Origin of the sequence: Streptomyces cynarae (assembly GCF_025642135.1) — a bacterium.
In the GTDB taxonomy this organism is placed as follows: domain Bacteria; phylum Actinomycetota; class Actinomycetes; order Streptomycetales; family Streptomycetaceae; genus Streptomyces; species Streptomyces cynarae.
Genome location: NZ_CP106793.1, coordinates 3570373 through 3595000 on the forward strand (window position 1 = coordinate 3570373; position 24628 = coordinate 3595000).

Annotated in this window: 17 protein-coding genes, 2 rRNA genes and 2 pseudogenes (1 of these 21 cut by a window edge); 9 read left to right on the top strand and 12 right to left on the bottom strand. The window is 70.5% G+C overall.

Features of this window, described 5'->3' with window-relative positions:
- The first annotated feature begins 521 nt into the window (after positions 1-521).
- Entirely contained in the window at positions 522-1088 is a 567-nt protein-coding gene (locus N8I84_RS16480; RefSeq protein ID WP_263230240.1) for a DJ-1/PfpI family protein, read from the top strand.
- Between the two features lie 95 nt (positions 1089-1183).
- Here N8I84_RS16480 and N8I84_RS16485 read toward each other — a convergent pair whose 3' ends face one another.
- A complete protein-coding gene (locus N8I84_RS16485) occupies positions 1184-1849 on the bottom strand; it encodes an HAD family hydrolase (RefSeq protein WP_263230241.1) in 666 nt (221 codons plus the stop codon).
- 68 nt (positions 1850-1917) lie between these two features.
- Positions 1918-2433, bottom strand: coding sequence for a DUF6912 family protein (locus tag N8I84_RS16490; protein ID WP_263230242.1), 516 nt, complete (start codon positions 2431-2433; stop codon positions 1918-1920).
- 568 nt (positions 2434-3001) lie between these two features.
- On the opposite strand from N8I84_RS16490, the gene N8I84_RS16495 reads away from it, so the two are divergent.
- Positions 3002-3349, top strand: coding sequence for an Rv3235 family protein (locus tag N8I84_RS16495; protein WP_263230243.1), 348 nt, complete (start codon positions 3002-3004; stop codon positions 3347-3349).
- 77 nt (positions 3350-3426) lie between these two features.
- Here the strand turns inward: N8I84_RS16495 and secA are convergent, their stop codons facing one another.
- Complete coding sequence (gene secA / locus N8I84_RS16500) at positions 3427-6237, bottom strand: preprotein translocase subunit SecA (protein WP_263230244.1); 2811 nt, start codon at positions 6235-6237, stop codon at positions 3427-3429.
- Between the two features lie 317 nt (positions 6238-6554).
- Here secA and N8I84_RS16505 point away from each other — a divergent pair, with 317 nt between their 5' ends.
- On the top strand, positions 6555-7133 hold the full coding sequence (locus N8I84_RS16505) for a GNAT family N-acetyltransferase (RefSeq protein WP_263230245.1): 579 nt from the start codon (positions 6555-6557) through the stop codon (positions 7131-7133).
- Between the two features lie 56 nt (positions 7134-7189).
- Positions 7190-8392 carry a winged helix-turn-helix domain-containing protein gene (locus N8I84_RS16510; protein ID WP_263230246.1) on the top strand — a complete coding sequence of 401 codons (1203 nt, stop codon included), beginning with the start codon at positions 7190-7192 and terminating at the stop codon, positions 8390-8392.
- 21 nt (positions 8393-8413) lie between these two features.
- Here the strand turns inward: N8I84_RS16510 and N8I84_RS16515 are convergent, their stop codons facing one another.
- The 7 genes and pseudogenes from N8I84_RS16515 to mtnA form a co-directional block, all read right to left on the bottom strand.
- Positions 8414-9160, bottom strand: coding sequence for a response regulator (locus tag N8I84_RS16515; protein ID WP_263230247.1), 747 nt, complete (start codon positions 9158-9160; stop codon positions 8414-8416).
- A 205-nt stretch (positions 9161-9365) separates the two neighbouring features.
- The gene (gene hpf, locus N8I84_RS16520) at positions 9366-10058 is read right to left on the bottom strand and encodes a ribosome hibernation-promoting factor, HPF/YfiA family (protein WP_263230248.1); all 693 of its coding nucleotides are present in this window, start codon (positions 10056-10058) and stop codon (positions 9366-9368) included.
- Between the two features lie 314 nt (positions 10059-10372).
- Positions 10373-11230, bottom strand: coding sequence for a ComF family protein (locus tag N8I84_RS16525; RefSeq protein WP_263230249.1), 858 nt, complete (start codon positions 11228-11230; stop codon positions 10373-10375).
- Positions 11231-11345: 115 nt separating this feature from the next.
- Entirely contained in the window at positions 11346-13178 is a 1833-nt protein-coding gene (locus N8I84_RS16530) for an LpqB family beta-propeller domain-containing protein (RefSeq protein ID WP_263230250.1), read from the bottom strand.
- Positions 13168-15218: pseudogene (gene mtrB / locus N8I84_RS16535) on the bottom strand (MtrAB system histidine kinase MtrB). The gene N8I84_RS16530 and the pseudogene mtrB overlap by 11 nt, the downstream one beginning before the upstream one ends.
- A 2-nt stretch (positions 15219-15220) precedes the next feature.
- On the bottom strand, positions 15221-15910 hold the full coding sequence (gene mtrA, locus N8I84_RS16540; RefSeq protein ID WP_200417736.1) for a two-component system response regulator MtrA: 690 nt from the start codon (positions 15908-15910) through the stop codon (positions 15221-15223).
- An 8-nt stretch (positions 15911-15918) separates the two neighbouring features.
- Positions 15919-17064, bottom strand: a complete 1146-nt coding sequence (mtnA, locus tag N8I84_RS16545) for an S-methyl-5-thioribose-1-phosphate isomerase (protein ID WP_263230251.1) — start codon at positions 17062-17064, stop codon at positions 15919-15921.
- A gap of 140 nt (positions 17065-17204) precedes the next feature.
- Here mtnA and N8I84_RS16550 point away from each other — a divergent pair.
- From N8I84_RS16550 to N8I84_RS16570, 5 genes and pseudogenes are all read left to right on the top strand, one after another.
- A pseudogene (locus N8I84_RS16550) lies at positions 17205-18544 on the top strand (glycerophosphoryl diester phosphodiesterase membrane domain-containing protein).
- 4 nt (positions 18545-18548) lie between these two features.
- A complete protein-coding gene (locus N8I84_RS16555) occupies positions 18549-19265 on the top strand; it encodes a DUF4129 domain-containing protein (RefSeq protein ID WP_263230252.1) in 717 nt (238 codons plus the stop codon).
- Positions 19262-20452 carry a DUF4350 domain-containing protein gene (locus tag N8I84_RS16560; RefSeq protein WP_263230253.1) on the top strand — a complete coding sequence of 397 codons (1191 nt, stop codon included), beginning with the start codon at positions 19262-19264 and terminating at the stop codon, positions 20450-20452. Before N8I84_RS16555 ends, N8I84_RS16560 begins: the two co-directional genes overlap by 4 nt.
- The gene (locus N8I84_RS16565) at positions 20452-21441 is read left to right on the top strand and encodes an AAA family ATPase (protein ID WP_390899033.1); all 990 of its coding nucleotides are present in this window, start codon (positions 20452-20454) and stop codon (positions 21439-21441) included. The genes N8I84_RS16560 and N8I84_RS16565 overlap by 1 nt, the downstream gene beginning before the upstream one ends.
- Positions 21441-22751, top strand: coding sequence for a DUF58 domain-containing protein (locus N8I84_RS16570; protein ID WP_263230255.1), 1311 nt, complete (start codon positions 21441-21443; stop codon positions 22749-22751). Before N8I84_RS16565 ends, N8I84_RS16570 begins: the two co-directional genes overlap by 1 nt.
- A 115-nt stretch (positions 22752-22866) precedes the next feature.
- Here the strand turns inward: N8I84_RS16570 and rrf are convergent.
- Both rrf and N8I84_RS16580 read right to left on the bottom strand, forming a co-directional pair.
- Positions 22867-22983: ribosomal RNA gene (gene rrf / locus N8I84_RS16575) — 5S ribosomal RNA — on the bottom strand.
- Between the two features lie 88 nt (positions 22984-23071).
- Positions 23072-24628, bottom strand: a 23S ribosomal RNA gene (locus N8I84_RS16580) (it continues 1566 nt past the right edge of the window).

A 24628-nucleotide genomic window follows, 5' to 3' on the forward strand; every position in this document is an offset into this window, starting at 1 on the left:
ATGCCGCATGGAGAGAAGTGCGGGGGTTTATCGGCCATTTCCGGCGCCCGTGGCGACTGTGACGCTGTTCCCGGCGCGCTCGGCGCCTTCCGCGTCCCCGGCGCCCCGGTTGCCCCGGCGGGCGCCTGCGGCGCCCTGTCCGACCGGCCCCGCCTGTGAAGACCAGCGACCGCCGCCCGGTCACGGAGGTGGTCCGTGCTCACCGGGCGCAGGGCAGGGACGGCGTCGTCCCCGCGAGCTATCGCGCTGATCACGCCACAAGGCTATCGCTCCCCGTGGGGGGCACGTCATGAGCCGTATGTGTACAAAACAGGGGGCCCAACTTTGACGTTCTGCACAGGGGCACCGAGGGCGATGCCGTGCAGGGCGCACGGTGCGAGCATGGCTGTACCGGCTGTGTGAGCCGTCAGGAGGCAGTGCCGGGGCAGTGCGCGGCCCCTTGGCAAGCGCCCGCGGCCGAGGCACGTTGCCAGAAGCAACACGACGCAGCCGTCCGCACCACCGAGGGGAGCGCGGCCACCATGACGCAGAAGATCCTGATCGTCACCGGCGACGCGGCGGAATCACTGGAGGTCCTCTACCCGTACCAGCGCCTACGGGAGGAGGGCTACGAGGTCCACATCGCGGCCCCGACCCGCAAGCAGCTCCGTTTCGTCGTCCATGACTTCGAACCCGGCTTCGACACCTACACCGAGAAACCCGGCTACAGCTGGCCCGCCGACCTCGCCTTCTCCGAGGTCGACCCCGGGGACTACGCCGCCGTCGTGATCCCCGGCGGGCGCGCCCCGGAGTACCTCCGCAACGACCCCGAACTCCGCAAGATCCTCAAGTCGTTCTTCGACACGGACAAGCCGGTCGCCCAGATCTGCCACGGTCCCCTGCTCACCGCGGCGGTGGACGCCCTGCGCGGACGGCGCGTCACCGCCTATCCGGCCCTGGAGCTGGACATGCAGGCGGCCGGTGCCGACTTCCAGGACGTCGAGGCGGTCGTCGACGGCACGCTGGTCTCGTCCCGGGCCTGGCCCGACCACTCCGGCTGGATGCGGGAGTTCCTGACCGTCCTGCGTGCCAAGGCACCGGCGACCTGAGCGGAGCCACCCGGGTGCGGTGCCCGCCGGGCGCCGCACCCTTCCGCCGATGGGCGGCCCGTCGTGGCACTTCCGGCGAAGCGCTCGGGCACTCCTCAGGCCGCCAGGCGCTCCGCCTCCGCCACCGCCTCCTGGAGCGTGTCGACCACCGGCACGCCGACCTCCTCGAGGCTGGCGCGGCTGTGGGAGCCCCCGGTGTACAGCACGGCCCGTGCCCCGACGTGGCGGGCGGCGACCGCATCGTCGGCGGCGTCGCCGATCACCACCGTGCGCGCCGGATTCACGCCGTCGAGCGTTCGTATGTGGCGGACCATGTGCTCCGCCTTGCTGCCTCCGGACGGTCCGGTGCGCCCCTGCACCCGCACGAAGTGCGCCTCGATCCCGAGCGCCCGGACCATCGGGACCAGTTCCTCGTGCCCGTACATGCTCAGCAGCGACTGGCTGCGGCCCGCCGACCGCCACCCCGCCAGCAGCTCCACCGCGCCTTCGGTGAGCCGGCAGCGGACGCGGTGCTCCGCGTAGTACCGGTGGAAGACCTCGTCCATCAGCTGCCACTCGGTGTCCGTCGGCAGCCGCCCCATCAGCCGCTCGTAGAACCTCGGGACCGGCACGCAGTACAGCGCCCGGTACTGCTCCAGCGTGATCGGTTCCAGCCCCAGCTCGGCGAACGCCGCGTTCGTCGCCCCGATGATCGCGTCATTGTCGTGGAACAGCGTCCCGTTCCAGTCCCACACAATGTGCGCGCTTCCGTACGTCCCCATGCCATGAAACGTACCCGGCGGCACCGACAATCACCGTGCGCGGCCACCGCGTCCGGGAGAACGTCTGGTCAGTCCGTGGAGCCGAGCAGGTTCGGGATCTCCTGCGTGGCGTACCAGAGCAGTTCGTGGTCCTCGGCGCCGTCCACGACGAACTGCGCGTCGTCGTCCCCGCGGTCGGCCGCCTCCAGCGCCTGGGCCGCCGCGGTCACGTCCGGCTCCGCGTCGGACGCGTCGACGTGCACGGCGGCCGCCTTGGCCAGCGGCACGGGGCCGGCGACGCGCACCTCGCCGAGCGCCGCCGGGTCGAGTCCGCGGTCGGGATCGGTGGTCGCCGCGCCGTCGGGGACGTCGACCGCGACCACGACCCGCCTCCGGGGCGTCCCCGGGTCGGCCGCCAGCAGGCGCAGGGAGGCGAGCGCGGCCCGGCTCAGCGCCGCGTACTCCAGTTCCTCGATGTCGTCGGAGAGGTACCACTCGCGCAGCGCGGGCGTGACGGCGTACGCGACGACCGGTCCGGCGCCCAGCTCGCCCGTCTTGTACGCCTCGGCGAGACCGGAGAGGGTCAGGGGGACGTAGACGCGCATGGCGAGCCGCTTTCGTAGTCGGTCAAGTGGTCACCTCAGGATACGTGCGGGCGTCCCCCTTCGGGCCCCGCCCGCGGCCCTGCGGGACGTCAACGGGGGCCTGCACGGCTCACCCTGTGAACCCGTGCCGTCGCCGGGACTTGGCCCCGTCTCTCACCCTGATAGGTGAACTCTCCGGTCGGCCCGGCAGGCTCCCGGCTCCGTTGCGAGGCGGTCGCCCGCCCCGTACAAGATCCCCAGGAAGTTACCAACCGGTACTCACCGGCCTCGCGAAACGGGGATCCGCCATGCACAAGGTCATGACCAGGAACCAGGCGATGACCAGGACGAAGCCCGCCCCGGGCGCCCGCCCGCCGGTCCGCCACGACACGCGCCGTCCGGGCAGCGCGCCGCGCCGCGCGGAAGGGGGCCAGGGCGCGTCGCGGGGAGGGCGCTCCAGCGCCCGTCCACCACGACGGCGGGGGCCACGTCGACGGGAGCCGCCCCGGCGAGTGCCGCGCCGGGCAGTGCCACGCCGGCGACTGCCGTCTCACCGCCCGAGCAGGCCGCCCAGGGGCCGCTCAGGCCCGTGCCGCACGTCCGTCCCACCGATGTCTTCGCCGACCGCCTGCTGTCCGTGCTGAGCGGTCAGCGCCCGGTGCACAGCATGCTCCGGCACACCGTCGGCCCGGCCTACGACGACCTGGCCCGGCTCGCCGAACGCGGCCCGCTCCGCACCCGCGGCACCCGCCCGGTCGTCCGCGACATCGGCTACTACGTCCCGCGCCCCGGCGCCATCGAGGCCTTCGCCCGCATCGGCGCGGGCGACCAGCTCCGCGCGATGGCGTTCCGCCTGGAATGCGGCCGGGACCACCGCTGGCGCTGCACGGCGGTGGAACTGGGCGGACCGCGGGCGCCGCACGGGGACGGCGTGTGACGTACGAACAGGGAGGGGCCGGGCACCCTCGGATGCCCGGCCCCTCGCCACGCGGCGCCGCTCTTCTTGCGGCCCCGCTACTTCTTGCGGCGCCGCCCGCTCTTGGCCTGCTTGCGGCGCTCGGCACGGGTCAGGCCGTCCGCCTCCGAGCGGACCGGCTCGCCGTCACTGGCGAAGTCGCCCTCGACGATGCCGCCCTCACCGTCCACGGTCGGCGCGGAGAAGTGCAGCCGCTCGTGGCGCTGCGGGGCCTCCAGGCCCTTGGCGCGGATCTCCGGGCGGGCCGCCTGGGCCGCCACGGCCTCCTCCTTCTCCAGGGAAGGCGTGGCGTCCTCGACGGGGACCTCCTCGACCTGCTGCTCGACCTGGACCTCCAGGTTGAACAGGTAGCCGACGGACTCCTCCTTGATGCCCTCCATCATGGCCTGGAACATGTCGAAGCCCTCGCGCTGGTACTCGACCAGCGGGTCCTTCTGCGCCATGGCGCGCAGACCGATGCCCTCCTGGAGGTAGTCCATCTCGTAGAGGTGCTCGCGCCACTTGCGGTCCAGCACCGACAGCACGACCCGGCGCTCCAGCTCACGCATGATCTCGGAGCCGAGCTGCGCCTCACGCTGCTCGTACTGCTCGTGGATGTCGTCCTTGATGGACTCGGCGATGAACTCGGCGGTCAGACCGGCACGGTCGCCGGCCGCCTCCTCCAGTTCCTCGATGGTGACCTTCACCGGGTAGAGCTGCTTGAAGGCGCCCCACAGCCGGTCCAGGTCCCAGTCCTCCGGGAAGCCCTCCTCGGTCTCCGCGGCGACGTACGCGTCGATCGTGTCGTCCATGAAGTGCTGGATCTGCTCGTGCAGATCCTCGCCCTCCAGGACACGGCGCCGCTCGCCGTAGATGACCTCGCGCTGCCGGTTGAGGACCTCGTCGTACTTGAGGACGTTCTTCCGGGTCTCGAAGTTCTGCTGCTCGACCTGGGACTGGGCGGACGCGATCGCACGCGTGACCATCTTGTTCTCGATCGGCACGTCGTCCGGGACGTTCGCCATCGACATCACGCGCTCGACCATCTGGGCCTTGAACAGGCGCATCAGGTCGTCGCCCAGCGAGAGGTAGAACCGGGACTCGCCCGGGTCACCCTGACGGCCGGAACGACCGCGGAGCTGGTTGTCGATACGGCGGGACTCGTGGCGCTCGGTGCCGAGGACGTAGAGGCCGCCGAGTGCCTCGACCTCCTCCTTCTCGGCCTTGACCGCCTGCTCGGCCTTCTCCAGGGCGGCGGGCAGGGCCGCGGCCCACTCCTCGATGTGCTCCTCGGGGTCGAGCCCGCGCTGGCGCAGCTCGGCCTCGGCGAGGTCCTCGGGGTTGCCGCCGAGCTTGATGTCGGTACCACGGCCGGCCATGTTCGTCGCGACGGTCACGGCGCCCTTGCGGCCGGCCTGGGCGACGATCGCCGCCTCGCGCTCGTGGTGCTTGGCGTTCAGCACCTCGTGCTGGATGCCGCGCTTGCTGAGCTGCTGCGAGAGGTATTCGGACTTCTCGACCGAGGTGGTGCCGACCAGGATCGGCTGGCCCTTCTCGTGCTTCTCGGCGATGTCGTCCACGACCGCCTCGAACTTGGCGACCTCGGTGCGGTAGATCAGGTCCGACTGGTCCTTGCGGATCATCGGCTTGTTGGTCGGGATCGGGACGACGCCGAGCTTGTAGATCTGGTGGAACTCGGCGGCCTCGGTCATCGCCGTACCGGTCATGCCGGAGAGCTTCTTGTAGAGGCGGAAGAAGTTCTGCAGGGTGATCGTGGCGAGCGTCTGGTTCTCGTCCTTGATGTCCACCCCTTCCTTCGCCTCGATCGCCTGGTGCATGCCCTCGTTGTAGCGGCGGCCGGCGAGGATACGGCCCGTGTGCTCGTCGACGATCATGACCTCGCCGTCGATGACGACGTAGTCCTTGTCGCGCTTGAAGAGCTCCTTGGCCTTGATCGCGTTGTTCAGGTAGCCCACCAGCGGGGTGTTCACCGACTCGTAGAGGTTGTCGATGCCCAGCCAGTCCTCGACCTTGCTGACGCCGGACTCGTGGATGGCGACCGTGCGCTTCTTCTCGTCGACGTCGTAGTCGCCGGTCTCCTCGATGCCCTTGAGCGGGTTGCCCGCCTCGCCCTTCTTCAGCCGCGTGACCAGCTTGGCGAAGTCGCCGTACCACTTGGTGGCCTGGTCGGCCGGGCCGGAGATGATCAGCGGCGTACGGGCCTCGTCGACCAGGATGGAGTCCACCTCGTCGACGATCGCGAAGTTGTGGCCGCGCTGGACGAGTTCGTCCTTCGACCACGCCATGTTGTCGCGGAGGTAGTCGAAGCCGAACTCGTTGTTCGTGCCGTAGGTGATGTCGCACGCGTACTGCTCGCGGCGCTCGGCCGGGGTCATGTTGGCGAGGATGCAGCCGACGGACAGACCCAGGAACTTGTGGACGCGACCCATCATCTCGGAGTCGCGCTCGGCCAGGTAGTCGTTGACCGTGACGATGTGGACGCCGTCTCCGGAAATGGCGTTCAGGTACGCGGGGAGCGTGCCGACCAGGGTCTTGCCCTCACCGGTCTTCATCTCGGCCACATAACCCATGTGCAGGGCGGCGCCACCCATCATCTGCACGTCGTAGTGCCGCTGGCCGAGGACGCGCTTGGCGGCCTCGCGCACGGTGGCGAAGGCCTCGGGGAGCAGGTCGTCGAGGCTCTCGCCGTCGGCGTACCGCTGCTTGTACTCATCGGTGAGGGCCCGCAGCTCGGCGTCGGAGAGGTCGACGAAGTCCTCTTCGATGGAGTTGACCTGGTCCGCGATGCGGTGCAGCTTGCGCAGGATCTTGCCTTCGCCTGCACGCATGATCTTCGAGAGGACGGACACGGGGGTTTGTCTCCTTGCCGGTCGGGCCTGGGACGGTCGGTTAAATGACAGCTTGAGCAACGGCCATCGTAAGCGAGGACCCCGCCGCGCCGGGAGGTCTGCCACCGACAGCCACTAGGACAACGGACGGGCGTGGCGGAAGGTGCCGCGTCCGTGCCACGAAAAGTAACCGGGCAGTCACGACGTGACGAGGCAGGCACGACGACGGCGTGGCGGGTGCGGACGGGCGCGCCGCGGACCGGCACCGGCGGCGACCGCGGCCCGGCGTGACGTGGAAAATCATGGCGGCCGGGCGGGGGGCCTAGCAGAATCAAGCGATGGACCCCGTCACCCTGACCACCGAACGCCTCCTGCTGCGCACCGTGGGTCCCCAGGACACCGACGCGGTGTACGCGGCAGCCCAGGACCCCGAAATCCAGCGCTGGACCACGATCCCGTCGCCGTATCTGCTTGAACACGCGGAGCTGTTCGTCGAGCAGATCGCGCCGGACGGCTGGAGGGACGCCTCCATGTTCACGTTCGGCGTCTTCCTTCCCTCCGGGGAGCTGGTGGGCATGCTCGGCCTGACGATGCGCTCGCTGGGTGTCGCCGAGGTCGGCTTCTGGGCGACGAAGGAGCACCGGGGCAACGGCTACATCACGGAGGCCACGCTCCGCGCTGCGCACTGGGCGTTCACCCACCTGTCGGTCGACCGCGTGGAGTGGCGCGCGGAGGTCGGCAACGCGGGCTCGCGGGCGGTCGCGGAGCGCGCGGGCTTCACCATCGAGGGGGTGCTGCGGTCCGCGATCAACAACAAGGGGGTGCGCCGGGACTGCTGGGTCGGCTCCCTGCTGCCCTCGGACGTGGGCCTGCCGTCGACGGCGGCGTATCTGCCGGCGCCGGCACCGGCGCCGTAGGCGCGGGCTCTCGCAGCTCGTCCCGCGTTGTCAGTGCCGCCCCCTACGGTGTGACCATGCCGAGTCTCCCCCGCCCCACCATCGAACTGACCGCCGACGAAGCCCGCCGTATCGCCCTGCGGGCGCAGGGCTTCCTCGGTGCCGGCGACCGCAGGGCCGGCGTGCGTGGCCTGCTGCGCCGGCTCGGCGCCGTCCAGCTCGACACCATCTCGGTTCTGGCCCGCTCGCACGAACTCATTCCGTACGCCCGCCTCGGAGCCATAGGCCGCAAGGCGGTCGACTCGGCGTACTGGACGCGTTCGTCCGACGGCCCGTCCACGGCCGGCCCGCACGCGTTCGAGTACTGGTCGCACGCCGCCTGCGTCCTGCCCATCGAGGAGTGGCCCCACTTCGCCTTCCGCCGCCGCGCCTACCGCTCCCGCCCGCACTGGAGCCACACCCTGCCGGACGGTGCCTACGACCAGGTCATCAAGCAACTGCGCACCGAAGGCCCCCTGACGGCCACGGATCTGGGCGGCGCGAAGAAGACCAGCGAGTGGTGGGACTGGTCCGGCACGAAGGTCGCGGTGGAGCGCGCGCTGATGTACGGAGAGGTGGTGTGCGTCGAGCGCCGCGGCTGGAAGCGGGTGTACGACCTGGCCGAGCGCGCCGTCCCCGAGGCGCTGCTGCACGACGAGCTGGACGACGCCGAGTGCCTGCGCCGCCTCGTCTCCCTGGCCGGCCGTTCCCTGGGCGTCGGCACACGCGCGGACATCGCGGACTACCACCGTCTCAAGGGCGAGCAGGTCGATTCCGTGATCGCGGACTCGGGCCTGGTCCCGGTGACGGTCGAGGGCTGGGGCAAGCCTGCCTGGGCGGATCCGGAGGCGCTGCGGACCCCGCCGCGCGGCCGCCACCGGACGACACTGCTGTCGCCGTTCGACTCGCTGATCTGGGAGCGGGCGCGCACGGAGCGGATCTTCGGCTTCACCCACCGCCTGGAGGCGTACGTCCCCAAGCAGAAGCGGGTGCACGGCTACTTCGCGATGCCGGTCCTCGCCGGGGGCCGGCTGGTCGGCCGGGTGGACCCCGCGCGTGAGGGCCGCACGCTGGTCGCCCGGCAGGTCACGCTGGACGGCGTGAAGGCGGTCCCGTCGGTGGCGCAGGCGCTGCTGGAGGCGGCGAGCTGGGTGGACTGCACCAACGTCCGCGTGGAGCGGGTGGACGCCCCGGAACTGCGCGAGCCGCTCGTCCGGGAGCTGGACCGTGCCCTGGGCTGATCCCTTGACTGCCCGGCCCCGCTAGCGGATCTCGAGGATCTTCTCCCGCATCGCGTAGACCACGGCCTCCATCCTGGAGTGGAGCTGCAGCTTTTCCAGGATGTTGCGCACGTGGTTCTTCACGGTGTTCTCGGAGATGAACAGCTCCTTGGCGATGTCCCGGTTGTTCATTCCGGTGGCGACGAGCTTGAGGACCTCCAACTCCCGGTCGGTGAGCCTCGGCGCCGGGACCAGCCGGCGCTCGTCGGTCTTCTGGATCATCGACTTGAACTCGGTGAGGAGCTTCGACGCCATGGAGGGGCTGATCTGCGACTGCCCGTCGGCGACCGCGCGAATGGCGGTGGCCACCTCGTCGGTGGAGATCTCCTTGAGGAGGTAACCCGTGGCGCCCGCCTTGATCGCTTCGTAGAGATCGGCCTCTTCGTCGCTGATCGTCAGCATGATGATCTTGGCGCTGGGCGCCACCTCCTTGATGGAGGTGCATGCCTCGATGCCACCCCGCTTGGGCATCCGCACGTCCATCAGCACGATGTCCGGCAGCAGATCGGCCGCCTTGTCGACCGCTTCCGCGCCGTCCCCGGCCTCGCCGACGACCTGGATGTCCTCCTCGGCCGCCAGCACGATCTCCAGGCCGCGGCGGAAGAGGGCGTGGTCGTCCACGACGAGAACGCGGATCGGCTCCTTGCGTGCAGGGCCCGTCTCCGGGACCGTGCCGGCGACGCCGTCGTCGGCGTTCTCGTCCTGCGTCGGTCCGAAGCTGTCCGCCATGTTCCTCCCCCTGAAGGCTGTGGCCTGTGGTCCTGTGCCATCGCCAACCCAAGGCAACGACCCACCGGTTGAGCCGTTTTGGCCATGATTCCATGCCCGGGCGACAGACAGGTGACAGAGCGCGGCGCGAAGTGGTGGCACACCGGTGCCCCTGGGGGCGCATGGGCTCACCAGGGGCACCGGGTTATGCCATGACCCGGCGGGCTCAGCCGCGGAGCGTTCCGCCGGCGTCGGCCGCCTGTGCCTCGGCCACCATCTGGTCGGTGCTGAGGTGGATGACGCCGTAGTCGTAGGCGTGCCGCCGGTAGACGACGCTGGGTTGCTTGGTCTCGGAGTCGACGAACAGATAGAAGTCGTGCCCGACCAACTCCATTTCGTAGAGCGCCTGGTCGAGTGACATCGGAGACGCGACGTGGGTCTTCTCGCGGACGACGAGGGGGCCTTCGCCCTTCACCTCGAGCGATCCGATCTTCTTGGTCGGCACGGCGTCCGAGTCTTCTTCCGGTACGAGGCCGCCGTTGCCGTTGAGCGTCGCGGCACCCGGGACGTGGTCGGGCACCTCGGCTGCCGTGAGCCTGCGGACCCCTCGGCGGGTGTGCCGCTTGTCGTGCTGCTTGCGCAGCCGGGCCTCCAGTTTCTCCGCCGCGAGGTCGAGTGCCGCGTACGGATCGCTTGCCGCCGCCTCCGCACGGATCACCGGACCACGGGAGCGGAGGGTGATCTCCACTCGGTCACAGCGGTCGGCCTGCCGCGGGTTGGGCTCCTTGGACACCTCGACATCGAGGCTGATCACCTTGGCATCCAGCTTCTGGATCTTGTCCAGCTTCAGCTTCTCGGCCACGTGCTTCCGGAACCGCTCGGGCACCTCGGTCTTGCGGCCCTTGACGACGATGTCCACGCAGAACTCCGTTCCCGGATCGCTCCGCTCCCTGGCGGAGCATCTCCCTTGTGCACCAGGCTCCGGCGAGCGCCGGAACCTCGGACTCGGTGACGTCCACCTCCTCCTCCCCCGGGGGCGAGGTCTCCACCCCACCGCTACGGGTGATTGCAGAAAACCCGCAGCACGGCATTCGGACAAGGGAGGGACGGCCTGCGCCTTTCCCTCTCAACCGAACATATCTCGCCCGGACGGATGTCGTCACCCTCTACCGCGGCGTACCTCCGTTCAGGTGAATTGACCTGCTCATTACCTGCAACGAAGCAAGTTCTCGGTCAGTTCCGGTTTGTTTCGAAAGACTCCGGCGAAGCGGCGATCACGGCCGCGCAGATCCCGTCCTGGAGGCCGTTCCCGGCGGCCGTTCCCCGCGGCCCCCGGGGCCGGTGCGCCGTTGCCGTCGTCTCCCTCGCTCTTCGTTCCCCCCTTGCTTCCCCTGCCACGCGCGCATACACCTCCGTGTCCGCACTGTCGGTCTCCGCGAGAGCCGCCCGTACCGCGCGTGCCGCCTCCGTCAGCGAAGCACCCGTCGTCATCAGGTCGTCGACGAGGACGATCCGCCCGCCGGCCAGCAGCCGGGCGCTGCCTGCGGGCACCTCCAGAGCGCCCGCGAGATTGGTCAGCCGCTCCCGGGAGCCGAGCCCCGCCTGGTCGGCCACGGCCCGCCGCTGCCGCAGCACGGCCGCCACCCTGGCCGCCGTCCCGGCCCGGCGCAGCTGTCCCGCCGCCGCGAGCGCGATCCGCCGCGTCGGATCATGCCCCCGCGCCCGCACGGCCCGCCGCGCGGAGGGGACGGGCACGAGCAGCACGGGCGTCGGACCGCCACCGGCACGGGAGGCCAGCGAGCCGCAGCAGGCCCGCACCGCCCCCGCCAAAGCGGTCCCCAGCGGTCCCGCGAGGGTGAGCGCGCCCCGTTCCTTGTGGGACAGGAGCGTCGCGCGGACCGCGCCCTCGTACGGCGCCGCCGCGTGCACCGGGGGCAGGCCCGCCGGCTCCGGCACCGGCCGCACCAGGCGTGGCGCGGTGCCGTGGAGGGCCGCCCGGCACTCCGGGCAGAGCACCGTGCGCGGCCTGCCACAGCCTCCGCACTCGGCCGGCAGTACCAGGTCGGTGAGGTCCTGCCACCACCCCCGCATGGCGACCACTGTGCCAACGCCCGCAGCGGCCTGCCACCCCTGTGGAAAACTCCCTGTGGACAACCGGGCGGCGGCCGTCGAACCACCGGCGGAGGGCCCTGCTCGGGGCGCGGCGTCACCCGGGATAGACCGGCGCCGTCCCCTCCTTGACCACCTTCTGCCACTGGGCCCCCGACGACAGGCGCACGATCCCGTCCTCCGAGTACGCCACCAGCGGCAGCCGCTCGTCCTCGGACGCCGCTATCTGCTTCACGCCCGTCAGCGAGGCGGGCGGATAGCCCGCCGGCGTCGAGCCGTCGACCTGCACGTACCGGATCTGCTGCACCCCGCCGGCCTCGCTGCCGACCACCACGAGCCGGCTGTCTCCGGCCCACGACATGGCCGTGACCTCCTCCAGCTGCGGAGTCACCGAGTGCAGTTCCAGGATCGACACAGCAGGCTGTCCGCCCCTCTCGCTGTCCCGCTCGATGCGCCCGATCTGCAGGGACGTCTTGCCGTCCTTCTCCACGATCAGCGCGATCCGCACACCGTCGGCCGCCACCCGCACCGCGTCGATCCGCCCGTCGAGGCCCGGTGTGCGCACCTCCACCGGCGTGCCCGCGCCCTGCTGCAGCATCAGCAGCCGAGGCCGCTTCGGGTCACGGTCGGCCACCCACAGGTCGCCCCCGCCGTCCCAGCTGGGAGTCGTCAGCCGGTCGGCCTTCGACGCGCCGCCACTGGTCAGCACCGCGTTCCCCAGCGGGGCTCCCGACGCCAGCGAGCCCACGTACAGGTACTCCCCGTCGGCCGAGACGCCGGCAGCGGTGTCCTCGTCCCGCGAGACGGCGGCCGCCCGCAGCGGCTTGTCTCCCTCACCCAACGGGCCCGGCACCGGTTCGGGCTGCTTGGAGCCGCTGCCGCTGGGCAGGCGGACCAGCCGCTGCCTGCCGTCGATGAAGTACTCGTACTCGGGTCGCCGGCCCGTGCCGTGCGAGGCGATGGCCTCGGCCCGGTCCTCGTTGAGCGCGCACAGCTTCGTGCCCTTCGACCCGCGCAGCTCCACCTGGCTCACACCCGTGGGCGTCAGGTCCTGCAGGGTGAACAGCAGCTGCGCCGCCATCCTGTCGCACTGCGTCGCCCCGACCCGGTCGGCCTTGTCGTTGAGCGGCACCGTCAACTTGTTCTGGTCGTCGGGCGACAGGGAGGTGACGTCCTTCCGCAGTGCCGTGCCCGAGGGGAAGCTCGAGGTCGCCACGGGGTCCAGCCAGCGTGTGGGGCCCTTCAGCAGCGCGCGGACCGTCGAGGTCACCGGGTCCACCTTGCTGCGCACGTACACCGGGTCCGCGACGGTACTCAGCTGTCCGCCCTCCCCCGCGGGCACGTTCGCGGCGTAGTAGTACTTGTTGACCGACACGTAGTTGCGCTGGAAGTCGGACCTGCCCATCACCACGCCCTGCGGCAGCGCGTCGATGCGCCACTGTTCGGTCTTCTTCACCAGCGTCAGGTGCACCGTGGCGCTGTACGTCCCCGAGTCCGGGGTGTAGGCGTGCTGCTCGTCCACCATCGCGAGCTTGGTGCCGGTCAGCGTGTACGCGTAGTCGTCGCCCGCCTCCCGGCTCGGGGAGTGCTCGGGCACCGTGTTCGGCCCGTCGGAGAGCACCGTGGTGGACGCGTCGGGGTCCCACCCGCGCGACGCGGCGGCCGTGAGGTACTTGCGTGCCGTCTCGTACTGCGGGTCGTCGCTGGTCAGCGCCTCCAGGAAGCCCTGCACGATCTCCGCCGGCCCGGCGTTCTCACGCGGGGGCATCGCGAAGACGCGGACCTGCGGGTCCTGCCGGGGCGTCGACTCGACCCCCCGCAGGTCCCCGCTGTCCGGCATCGAGGCGCACCCGGCCAGCAGTACGGCACCAAGGCCGGCGTACACCCCCCTGAGCAGCGCACGCCGCCGGCCGCCCCCCTCAGCGCCCACGAAACGCCTCCCCATGCTCACGCTCGTCGGGTCCGCCGCCGCCCCTCGGCGGCTCCTGTCCTCTGCCGTCCGGGCGTCGCGCGCCCTCGGCGGGCCGTGGCACCACACGCGCCCCGTTGCCGGGCATCGCCGTCGGGTCCGCGGTCGGCGTCACGGCCGCCGCGGCGCGATCGGGTCACGTCCGGCCGCCTTCTCGCCGGTCGACTGCGCCGGCACCGTGGCGCGCTTGCCGGAGTCTCCCTGCGGCAGTCCGGCGTCGCTGAGCCCTCGGTTGCGCCGAGAGTCCAGCGGCTCCAGGGGTATCGGAGAACCCCGCAGCGGCTCGTCCGCGGTCCGCGGCAGCGTCAGCCGGAACTGCGAACCCCCTCCGGGCTCGCCCCACGCCTGCAGCCAGCCGCCGTGCAGCCGCGCGTCCTCCAGGGCGATGGACAGCCCCAGGCCCGTACCGCCGGTGGTACGCGCGCGTGCCGGGTCCGCCCGCCAGAAGCGGCTGAACACCCGGGTCGCCTCCCCGGGCTTGAGCCCCACGCCGTAGTCGCGCACCGCGATCGCGACCGCGCCGCCCGCCGAGGCGAGCTTGACGATGACGTCCTTGCCCTCGCCGTGCTCGACCGCGTTCACGACCAGGTTGCGCAGCACCCGCTCGACACGCCGGGCGTCCGCCTCCGCCACGACGGGCTGCTGGTCGCCGACGACCCGGATCTGCGTGCCCTTGCGCTCGGCGAGCGGCTCGGCCCCGCTCACCACCCGGCGCACGACGTCCCGCAGATCGATCGGCTCGGCATCCAGCGCCGCCGCACCCGCGTCGAACCGGCTGATCTCGAGCAGGTCCGCGAGCAGCGACTCGAACCGGTCCAGCTGGTCGGCGAGCAGTTCCGCCGACCGCGCGGTCACCGGGTCGAAGTCGACGCGCGCCTCGTGGATGACGTCGGCAGCCATCCGCACGGTCGTCAGCGGCGTCCTCAGCTCGTGCGACACGTCCGAGACAAACCGGCGCTGCATCCTCGACAGGTCCTCCAACTGCTGGATCTTCAGCTGCAGGTTCTGTGCCATCTTGTTGAAGGCCTCGCCCAGGCGTGCGATGTCGTCCTCGCCGGTGACCTTCATCCGCTCCTGCAGGCGCCCGGCGGACAGCCGTTCGGCGATACCCGCGGCCATCCGTACGGGAGTGACGACCTGGCGCACCACGAGCCAGGCGATGGCGCCGAGCAGTACGACGACGAAGAGCCCCGCGGTGGCGAGCGTCCCCTTGACCAGGCTGAGGGACTTCTCCTCCTGGGTGAGCGGGAAGAGGTAGTACAGCTGGTACGGGTCGCCGTTCGGGTCGTTGATCTGCTTGCCGATGATCAGCGCGGGCTGGGTGGCCCGGCCGTCGGTGTAGACGATGCGGGTGTAGCTCTGGGCCACGCCCATGCCGGCGTCGACGCGCTTGCGCAGGTCCTCCGGCACGCTCTGGCTCGGATCCACTTCGCCCGAGGCGCGCGGACCGAGGCCGCGGTTGTCGTTGTCCGCGGCGGTGGTGCTGAGCGTGACCACGTCGAAGGCGCCCTGACCACCGCTGGACAGGGACTCGACGAGGTCGCTCATCCACCCGCTGACGTTCTGCACCGGGTTGTTGCCCGTGCCGGAGTTGTCGTTGCCGTCACTCGCGCTGGCCGCGCTGTCGGCCCTCTGCCCGGCGACGGTGAACCCGCCGACGGCCTGGCTCTGCGACGCCTTCACCTTGGCGTCCAGCAGACCGTTGCGGACCTGCCCGATGACGACGAAGCCCAGCAGCAGCACCACGCCGAGCGACATCAGCAGAGTCGTGACGACGATCCGCAGCTGGATGTTGCGCCGCCACAGCCGCATCATCGGCAGCAGCGGGCGGCGCACCCAGCGCATGAAGAGCCGGAGGACCGGGCTGCCGTGGACTCCGCCCTGAAGCAGCCCGCCCTCGAAGAACCGTTCCCACGCCGAGCGCGTCGTCCGCCGATCGACAGGCCGCCCCGGGTGGGCTCCGGGCCGGCCGGGCGCCGGAGCGGCACTGTCCTGGGTCATGATCAGCTCGGCCCGGCCTTGTAACCGACGCCGCGAACGGTCACGACGATCTCCGGCTTCTCCGGGTCTTTCTCGACCTTCGAGCGCAGCCGCTGGACGTGCACGTTCACCAGGCGGGTGTCCGCCGCGTGGCGGTAGCCCCACACCTGCTCCAGCAGGACCTCACGGGTGAACACCTGCCACGGCTTGCGCGCCAGCGCCACCAGCAGATCGAACTCCAGCGGGGTCAGCGCGATCGACTGCCCGTCGCGCTTCACCGAGTGACCGGCCACGTCGATGACGAGGTCACCGATGGCCAACTGCTCCGGCGCAGGCTCCTCCGACCTGCGAAGCCGCGCCCGGATGCGCGCCACGAGCTCCTTCGGCTTGAAGGGCTTCACGATGTAGTCGTCCGCGCCGGACTCGAGGCCCACCACCACGTCCACGGTGTCGCTCTTGGCGGTGAGCATCACGATCGGCACACCGGACTCCGCCCTGATCAGACGGCACACCTCGATGCCGTCCCGACCCGGCAGCATCAGGTCGAGCAGCACCAAGTCGGGCTTGGTCTCACGGAAGGCGGCCAGCGCCTTGTCACCGTCGGCTACGAAAGACGGCTCAAAACCTTCACCACGCAGCACGATGCCGAGCATCTCGGCCAGTGCGGTGTCGTCGTCGACGACAAGGACTCGTCCCTTCATGGACCACATCATCCCATTAACTAAATCGTTACCTGGCGTGACCTGTCACACAGCGCAGCGAGTGAATCGGCCGTCACAGGCGACGCGACGCCCTCCTCGGTGACGATCGCCGTCACCAGTTCCGGAGGCGTCACGTCGAACGCCGGGTTGTACGCCTGGGTCCCGAGGGGTGCCACAGGTATCCCGCCTCCCGCTTCCGCTCCAGCCACCTGCACCTGAGGTGCGGTGAACTCCGTCACCTCGTGCCCGGGCCGCTGCTCCACCTCGATGGACGCCCCGTCCGGTGTCTCCGGATCCACCGTCGTCACCGGCGCCACCACGATGAACGGCACGTGGTGGTACCGGGCCAGCACAGCGAGCGGGTAGCTCCCCACCTTGTTCGCGACCGAGCCGTCGGCCGCGATCCGGTCCGCCCCGATGAGTACAGCGTCCACCTCGCCCGCGGCGAACAGCGAGCCCGCCGCGTTGTCCGTGAGCAAGGTGTACGCCATCCCGTTGCGGGCCGCCTCGTACGCCGTCAGTCGAGCACCTTGCAGCAACGGACGCGTCTCGTCCACCCAGAGCCTGCGCAGCCGCCCCGCCCGGTGTGCGGCCAGCGCCACCGCGAACGCCGTGCCCTCCCCGCCGGACACCAGCGCACCCGTGTTGCAGTGCGTGAGCAGGCGGTGCCCGCCGCCCGGGAGCAGCTCGTCCAGCAGTTCCAGGCCGTGCCGCGCCATCCGCGCGCTCGCCTCGGCGTCCTCACGGTGCAGCGCCCGCGCGGCGGTGAGCGCCGCCTCGGCGGCCTGCCGCAGGTCACCGCCGTCGGCGAACGCGGCCCGGTACGCGGCCTGGGCCCTGCGCACGCCGACGGCGAGGTTCACCGCGGTGGGCCGGGCGCCCGCGAGCGCGGCGGCGGCCTCGTCCACGTCGAAACCGCGCGCGGCGGCGAGCGCGACACCGTAGGCCCCGGCGATCCCGAGCAGCGGTGCCCCGCGCACGGCGAGCGTACGGATCGCGTCCACGAGCGCGGGCGCGTCCGTGCACACGAGCTCCACCTCCTCGGCCGGCAACCTTCTCTGGTCGAGAAGCGCCAGAACCGGGCCTTCGGGCGGCTCGTCCCAGCGGATCGCCGGTATCGCAGCCGCCCCGTTTTCCTCGCCGGATCGCGCGTACTGATCAGCCATGCGGTCAGTCTGCCCCGTACACCGCCGACTATTGAAGGCATGCTGCGCGCACCACCCCCGGTTCCCCGGCGGACACACCGTGGCACGATGGCTGCCAACCCGCCGCCGCGACCGCGGACGGGCACCGTGAAGGAGCGACGATGAACGACACTCCGGGCTGGGCCTCGCCCGGATCTTCCCCCTCCGACGGGCGGCAGCCGGACGCCTCCGGCGCGCAGGCCCCGGAGCAGCCCTCGGACCAGAGCGGTACCGATCAGCCGCAGCCGTCGGGCAAGTGGTCCAAGGCGCAGCCCCCGCCCGGACAGTGGACCGCTCCTCAGCCTCAAGGCCCCGGCCAGGCCCCGCCACCGCCTCCGCCCGGCCCGGGCTGGGGCACCCGCCCTCCCGCCGCTCCCGGCGGCTACGCAGGGCCCGGCGGCGGCTGGGGCGCCCCCAACAGGGGTTCGGCGGCAACGGAAGCTGGGGCGGTGCCTGGGGTCCGCCGCCCGCGGCCAAGCCCGGTGTCATCCCGCTGCGCCCGCTCGGCGTCGGCGAGATCCTCGACGGCGCGGTCTCCACGATGCGCACCTACTGGCGCACGGTCCTCGGCATCTCGCTGACCGTCGCGGTCGTCACGGAGACCGTCGTCATCCTGCTGCAGGGCCTCGTCCTGAACGACACCACCAACACGAGCACCCTCAACGACCCCAGCGCCTCCATGACCGAGGTGAGCCGCGCTCTGGGCGACGCGCTGCTGGGCTCCGCCGTGGTCATGCTGCTGGTGCTGCTCGGCACCATCCTCGCCACGGCCCTGCTCACGGCCGTCACCAGCCGGGCGGTGCTCGGCAGGCCGGTGACCGCCGCCGAGGCCTGGCGCGACGCCCGCCCGCAGCTCGCCCGGCTCGGCGGACTCACGATCCTGCTGCCGCTCATGGGCACGGCGATCGTCGCCGTGGGCACGCTGCCCGGCATCCTCATCGTCTGGTCCGGGTCCACCGCGGCAGGCGTCTCGCTGGCCGTCCTCGGCGGCCTCGGCGCCAGCGTGGTCGCTCTGTGGATCCTGATCCGTTTCTCGCTCGCCTCGCCCGCGCTGATGTTGGAGAAGCAGAGCATCCGCAAGGCGATGAGCCGCTCCGTGAAGCTGGTGCGCGGCTCGTGGTGGCGGGTCTTCGGCATCCAGTTGCTCGCGCAGCTCATCGCGGGCATCGTGGCGTCGATCGTCGTCATCCCCTTCGCCTTCCTCGCCGGGGTGTTCAGCGGTGACGGCCTCGGCAGCCTCATGGGCGGCTCCACCGGCAGCCCCGGCTGGGCGTTTCTCATCATCAGCGGCCTCGGCTCGGTGATCGGACGCATGATCACGTTCCCGATCACCGCGGGCGTCACCGTGCTGCTCTACATCGACCAGCGCATCCGCCGCGAGGCCCTCGACCTCGAGCTGGCCCGCGCCGCCGGCCTGCAGGGCTACGGCTCCGACGTCCCCGGCACCACCGCGGGGAGCTGACGGGGTGAGACTGACGGGGGGAGCACTGAGAGCCGCACCGGTGCTGTGGCGCTCGGGCGACGGACCACCGGTGACGACATCGCGCGACCCCGCGCGTGAGGCGGCCCGGCGCGAGCTGTCCAAACGGATGTACCACGAGCACGATCCCGGCCTGCTGCAGCGCGCGCTGAACGCCTTCTGGGACTGGCTGGACCGGCTCTTCGCCGAGGCCTCCACCGCGACGCCCGGCGGCCCCGTCGGCCTCCTCGTCATCGTGGCGGTGGTCCTGGCGCTCGTCGCCGCCCTGTGGTGGCGCCTGGGCACCCCGCGCCGCATGCCCACCCCGTCCGCCACGCTCTTCGACGACCGCCCCCGCAGCGCCGCCGAACACCGCGCGGCCGCCGAGGCGCACGCCGCCCAGGGCCACTGGAACCAGGCCGTCCAGGAACGCATGCGCGCCGTCGTCCGCTCCCTGGAGGAACGCGCCCTCCTCGACACCCGCCCGGGGCGCACGGCCGACGAGGCGGCATCCGAGGCCGGCCGCGCCCTCCCCGACCACGCGGACCGGCTGCGCGCCGCCGCCCGGGACTTCGACGACGTCACATACGGCGGCCGGGCCGCGGGGGAAGGAACGTACCGCCGGCTCGCCGCTCTCGACGACGACCTGGAACGCGCCAAGCCCCACCTCACCGACAACGCCCCCAGCGCGGCCCACAACACCCGCCAGGGAGCCCCCGGATGACCGCCGAGGCCGCAGTCGCATCCACGTCGGCCTCGCCCACCGTGCGCCAGGTGTGGACGCGGGCACGCGGTGTGCTCCTCGCCGTCTTCATCCTGCTGGTCGGCGCCCTCGTGATCGCCGTCATCCGGTCCGGGGACCGACACGGCCGCCTCGACCCGCGCTCCGCCGACTCCTCCGGCAGCCACGCCGTCGCCCGACTCCTCGCCGACCGGGGCGTGTCCACGCGCGTGGTCACCACCCTCGACGAGGCACGCGCCGCTGCCGGCGCCGACACCACGCTCCTGGTCGCCGTCCCCGATCAGTTGACGCACCGTCAACAGGGCCTGCTGCACCAGGCGACGCAGAGCTCCGGCGGCCGGACGATCCTCGTCGCTCCGGAGACGTCCACCGGCACGCTGGCTCCCGGCGTCTCCGCCGACCCCGCCGTCAGCTTCGACTCGACACTGGCGCCGGCCTGCGACCTGCCCGAGGCCCGGCGAGCGGGCACCGCCGACACGGGCGGGGTCCGCTACCGTGCGAGCGACGCCCGCACGGAGCACTGCTACCCCAGCGAGGGCCTGCCCACCCTGGTGCGCATCCCGGCCGCATCCGGGGGCGGCGACACCGTCGTCCTCGGCGCGCCCGACATCCTCTACAACAACCGCCTCGGCGAGCAGGGCAACGCCTCGCTCGCCCTGCAACTGCTCGGCTCCCGCGCCCACTTGGTCTGGTACCTCCCCTCGCTCTCCGACGCCTCGGCCACCGACTCGGACGGCCGGAGCTTCCTCGACCTGCTCCCCTCGGGCTGGCTGTGGGGCACGCTCCAGCTCTTCATCGCCGCAGCCCTGGCCGCCCTGTGGCGGGCACGCCGATTCGGCCCGCTCGTCCTCGAAAAGCTCCCCGTGGCGATCCGCGCCTCCGAAACCGTCGAAGGCCGCGCCCGCCTCTACCGCAAAGCCGACGCCCGCGACCGCGCGGCCGACGCTCTGCGCTCCACCACCCGCACCCGTCTCGCCCCCCTCGTAGGCGTCCCCCTCGCCCAGGCGCACGCGCCCGAGGCCATGCTCCCCGCGCTGTCCGCCCATCTGCACGGCGACGGACAGTCCCTGCACTCCCTCCTCTTCGGCCCGCCGCCCGGCGACGACGCGGCCCTGATCGCCCTCGCCGACCAACTCGACGCCCTCGAAAGAGAGGTACGCCGTCCATGATGGACCCGACCACTGACAACGCCGGGATCGCCGGGGATCCGGGCGCAGCCCGCGCCTCCCTGGAGGCCCTGCGCGCCGAGATCGCCAAGGCCGTGGTCGGCCAGGACCCCGCCGTGACCGGCCTCGTCGTCGCTCTGCTGTGCCGTGGGCACGTCCTGCTGGAAGGGGTCCCCGGCGTCGCCAAGACACTGCTGGTCCGCGCGCTCGCGTCAGCCCTCGAACTCGACACCAAGCGCGTGCAGTTCACACCGGACCTGATGCCGAGCGACGTCACGGGCTCTCTCGTCTACGACGCCCGCACCGCCGAGTTCTCCTTCCAGCCCGGCCCGGTCTTCACCAACCTCCTCCTCGCGGACGAAATCAACCGCACGCCGCCCAAGACCCAGTCGTCCCTCCTCGAAGCCATGGAGGAGCGCCAGGTCACGGTCGACGGCACCCCGCGCCCGCTCCCCGAGCCGTTTCTGGTCGCCGCGACGCAGAACCCGGTCGAGTACGAGGGGACGTACCCCCTCCCCGAGGCCCAACTGGACCGCTTCCTGCTCAAGCTGACGATCCCTCTGCCATCCCGTCAGGACGAGATCGACGTCCTCACCCGGCACGCCGCGGGCTTCAACCCGCGCGACCTGCGCGCCGCCGGCGTACGCCCCGTGGCGAGCGCCGAGGACCTCGAGGCCGCACGCGCCGCCGTCGCCAAGACAACGGTTTCTCCCGAGATCACCGCCTACGTCGTGGACATCTGCCGGGCCACCCGCGAATCCCCGTCCCTCACGCTCGGCGTGTCCCCTCGCGGTGCCACGGCCCTGCTCGCCACATCCCGAGCATGGGCCTGGCTGACGGGCCGTGACTACGTCACCCCCGACGACGTGAAGGCACTCGCCCTTCCGACACTCCGGCACCGGGTCCAGCTCCGCCCCGAGGCGGAGATGGAAGGAGTGACCACCGACTCGGTCATCAACGCGATCCTCGCCCACGTCCCCGTCCCCCGCTGATGGCACTCACCGGACGCGCCGCGCTCCTAGCGGCACTCGGCACCCTCCCGGTCGGCATCTGGGACCCCAGCTGGACAGGCATCCTCGCCGTCAACGGCTCCCTCGCACTGGCGTGCGCCTGCGACTTCGCACTGGCCGCACCGGTACGCCGACTGGGTCTGACCCGCTCTGGCGACGCCTCCGTACGCCTGGGGGAAACGGCCGACGTGACACTCACGGTCACCAACCCGTCAGGACGGCCGCTGCGCGCCCGCCTACGCGACGCCTGGCCGCCCAGCAGCTGGCACCCCGGAACCGAAGTGAGCGCTTCCCGCCACGTTCTGACGGTCCCTCCGGGTGAGCGCCGCCGCGTGACGACCCGTCTGAGGCCCACCCGCCGAGGCGACCGCCAAGCCGACCGCGTCACCATCCGTTCGTACGGGCCACTCGGCCTCTTCTCCCGCCAAGGGACGCACAAAGTCCCCTGGACGGTCCGGGTTCTGCCTCCCTTCACCAGCCGCAAGCACCTTCCCGCCAAACTGGCCCGCCTACGGGAACTCGACGGCCGCACCAGCGTGCTGACGCGCGGCGAGGGCACGGAGTTCGACAGCCTGCGCGAATACGTCCCCGGGGACGACACCCGCTCCATCGACTGGCGCGCCACGGCACGGCAGAACTCGGTCGCGGTACGCACGTGGCGGCCCGAACGCGACCGTCACATCCTGCTGGTCCTGGACACGGGCCGTACCTCAGCCGGCCGGGTCGGCGACGCCCCACGCCTGGACGCCTCCATGGACGCGGCGCTACTGCTGGGCGCGCTGGCGACCCGTGCAGGAGACCGCGTGGATCTGCTCGCCTACGACCGCCGCGTACGCGCTCTGGTCCAGGGGCGTGCCGCCGGCGACGTCCTGCCGTCGCTGGTCAACGCGATGGCGACGCTGGAGCCGGCACTGGTGGAAACGGACGCACGCGGTCTCACGGCCACCGCACTACGGTCGGCACCCCGGCGCTCGTTGATCGTCCTGCTGACCACACTGGACACAGCGCCCATCGAAGAGGGATTCCTTCCGGTACTGCCCCAGCTCACTCAACGCCATACGGTGCTGCTGGCGTCGGTGGCCGATCCGCACATCGCCCGCATGGCGACGGCGCGCGGCAGCACGGAGGCGGTTTATGAGGCCGCCGCGGCGGCCAAGGCCCATTCGGAACGGACACGCATGGCCGAGCAGCTGCGGCGTCACGGGGTGACGGTCGTGGACGCGACGCCGGAGGATCTGGCGCCGGCGTTGGCGGACGCGTATTTGGCGCTGAAGGCGGCGGGGCGGCTCTGAGTCCAGAGGGGCGTGAGCCCGCGGCCTTCAACGCCCCTACCCCTCGCCCCTCGCTCTTTGTCCTTTAACGCAGAAAACCCCCGTGCTGAATAGCACGGGGGTTTTCTCAAGAATTGTTCGGCGGTGTCCTACTCTCCCACAGGGTCCCCCCTGCAGTACCATCGGCGCTGTAAGGCTTAGCTTCCGGGTTCGGAATGTAACCGGGCGTTTCCCTCACGCTATGACCACCGAAACACTATGAAACTGACAACCCGGTCGCCGTGACAATCACAACGGGGTTGTTCGTGGTTTCAGAACCAACACAGTGGACGCGAGCAACTGAGGACAAGCCCTCGGCCTATTAGTACCAGTCACCTCCACCCGTTACCGGGCTTCCAGACCTGGCCTATCAACCCAGTCGTCTACTGGGAGCCTTACCCCATCAAGTGGGTGGGAGTCCTCATCTCGAAGCAGGCTTCCCGCTTAGATGCTTTCAGCGGTTATCCCTCCCGAACGTAGCCAACCAGCCATGCCCTTGGCAGAACAACTGGCACACCAGAGGTTCGTCCGTCCCGGTCCTCTCGTACTAGGGACAGCCCTTCTCAAGACTCCTACGCGCACAGCGGATAGGGACCGAACTGTCTCACGACGTTCTAAACCCAGCTCGCGTACCGCTTTAATGGGCGAACAGCCCAACCCTTGGGACCGACTCCAGCCCCAGGATGCGACGAGCCGACATCGAGGTGCCAAACCATCCCGTCGATATGGACTCTTGGGGAAGATCAGCCTGTTATCCCCGGGGTACCTTTTATCCGTTGAGCGACGGCGCTTCCACAAGCCACCGCCGGATCACTAGTCCCGACTTTCGTCCCTGCTCGACCCGTCGGTCTCACAGTCAAGCTCCCTTGTGCACTTACACTCAACACCTGATTGCCAACCAGGCTGAGGGAACCTTTGGGCGCCTCCGTTACCCTTTAGGAGGCAACCGCCCCAGTTAAACTACCCATCAGACACTGTCCCCGATCCGGATCACGGACCCGGGTTAGACATCCAGCACGACCAGACTGGTATTTCAACGACGACTCCACCCGAACTGGCGTCCAGGCTTCACAGTCTCCCAGCTATCCTACACAAGCCGAACCGAACACCAATATCAAACTGTAGTAAAGGTCCCGGGGTCTTTCCGTCCTGCTGCGCGAAACGAGCATCTTTACTCGTAGTGCAATTTCACCGGGCCTATGGTTGAGACAGTCGAGAAGTCGTTACGCCATTCGTGCAGGTCGGAACTTACCCGACAAGGAATTTCGCTACCTTAGGATGGTTATAGTTACCACCGCCGTTTACTGGCGCTTAAGTTCTCAGCTTCGCCCACCCGAAAGTGAGCTAACCGGTCCCCTTAACGTTCCAGCACCGGGCAGGCGTCAGTCCGTATACATCGCCTTACGGCTTCGCACGGACCTGTGTTTTTAGTAAACAGTCGCTTCTCGCTGGTCTCTGCGGCCACCCCCAGCTCACCGAGTAAATCGGATCACCAGAGCTGGCCCCCCTTCTCCCGAAGTTACGGGGGCATTTTGCCGAATTCCTTAACCATAGTTCACCCGAACGCCTCGGTATTCTCTACCTGACCACCTGAGTCGGTTTAGGGTACGGGCCGCCATGAAACTCGCTAGAGGCTTTTCTCGACAGCATAGGATCATCCACTTCACCACAATCGGCTCGGCATCAGGTCTCAGCCGTATGCAAGGCGGATTTGCCTACCTTGCGGCCTACACCCTTACCCCGGGACAACCACCGCCCGGGATGGACTACCTTCCTGCGTCACCCCATCACTCACCTACTACCAGCTCGGGTCACCGGCTCCACCACTCCCACCAACGTCAAAGACGGTGGCAGGCGGC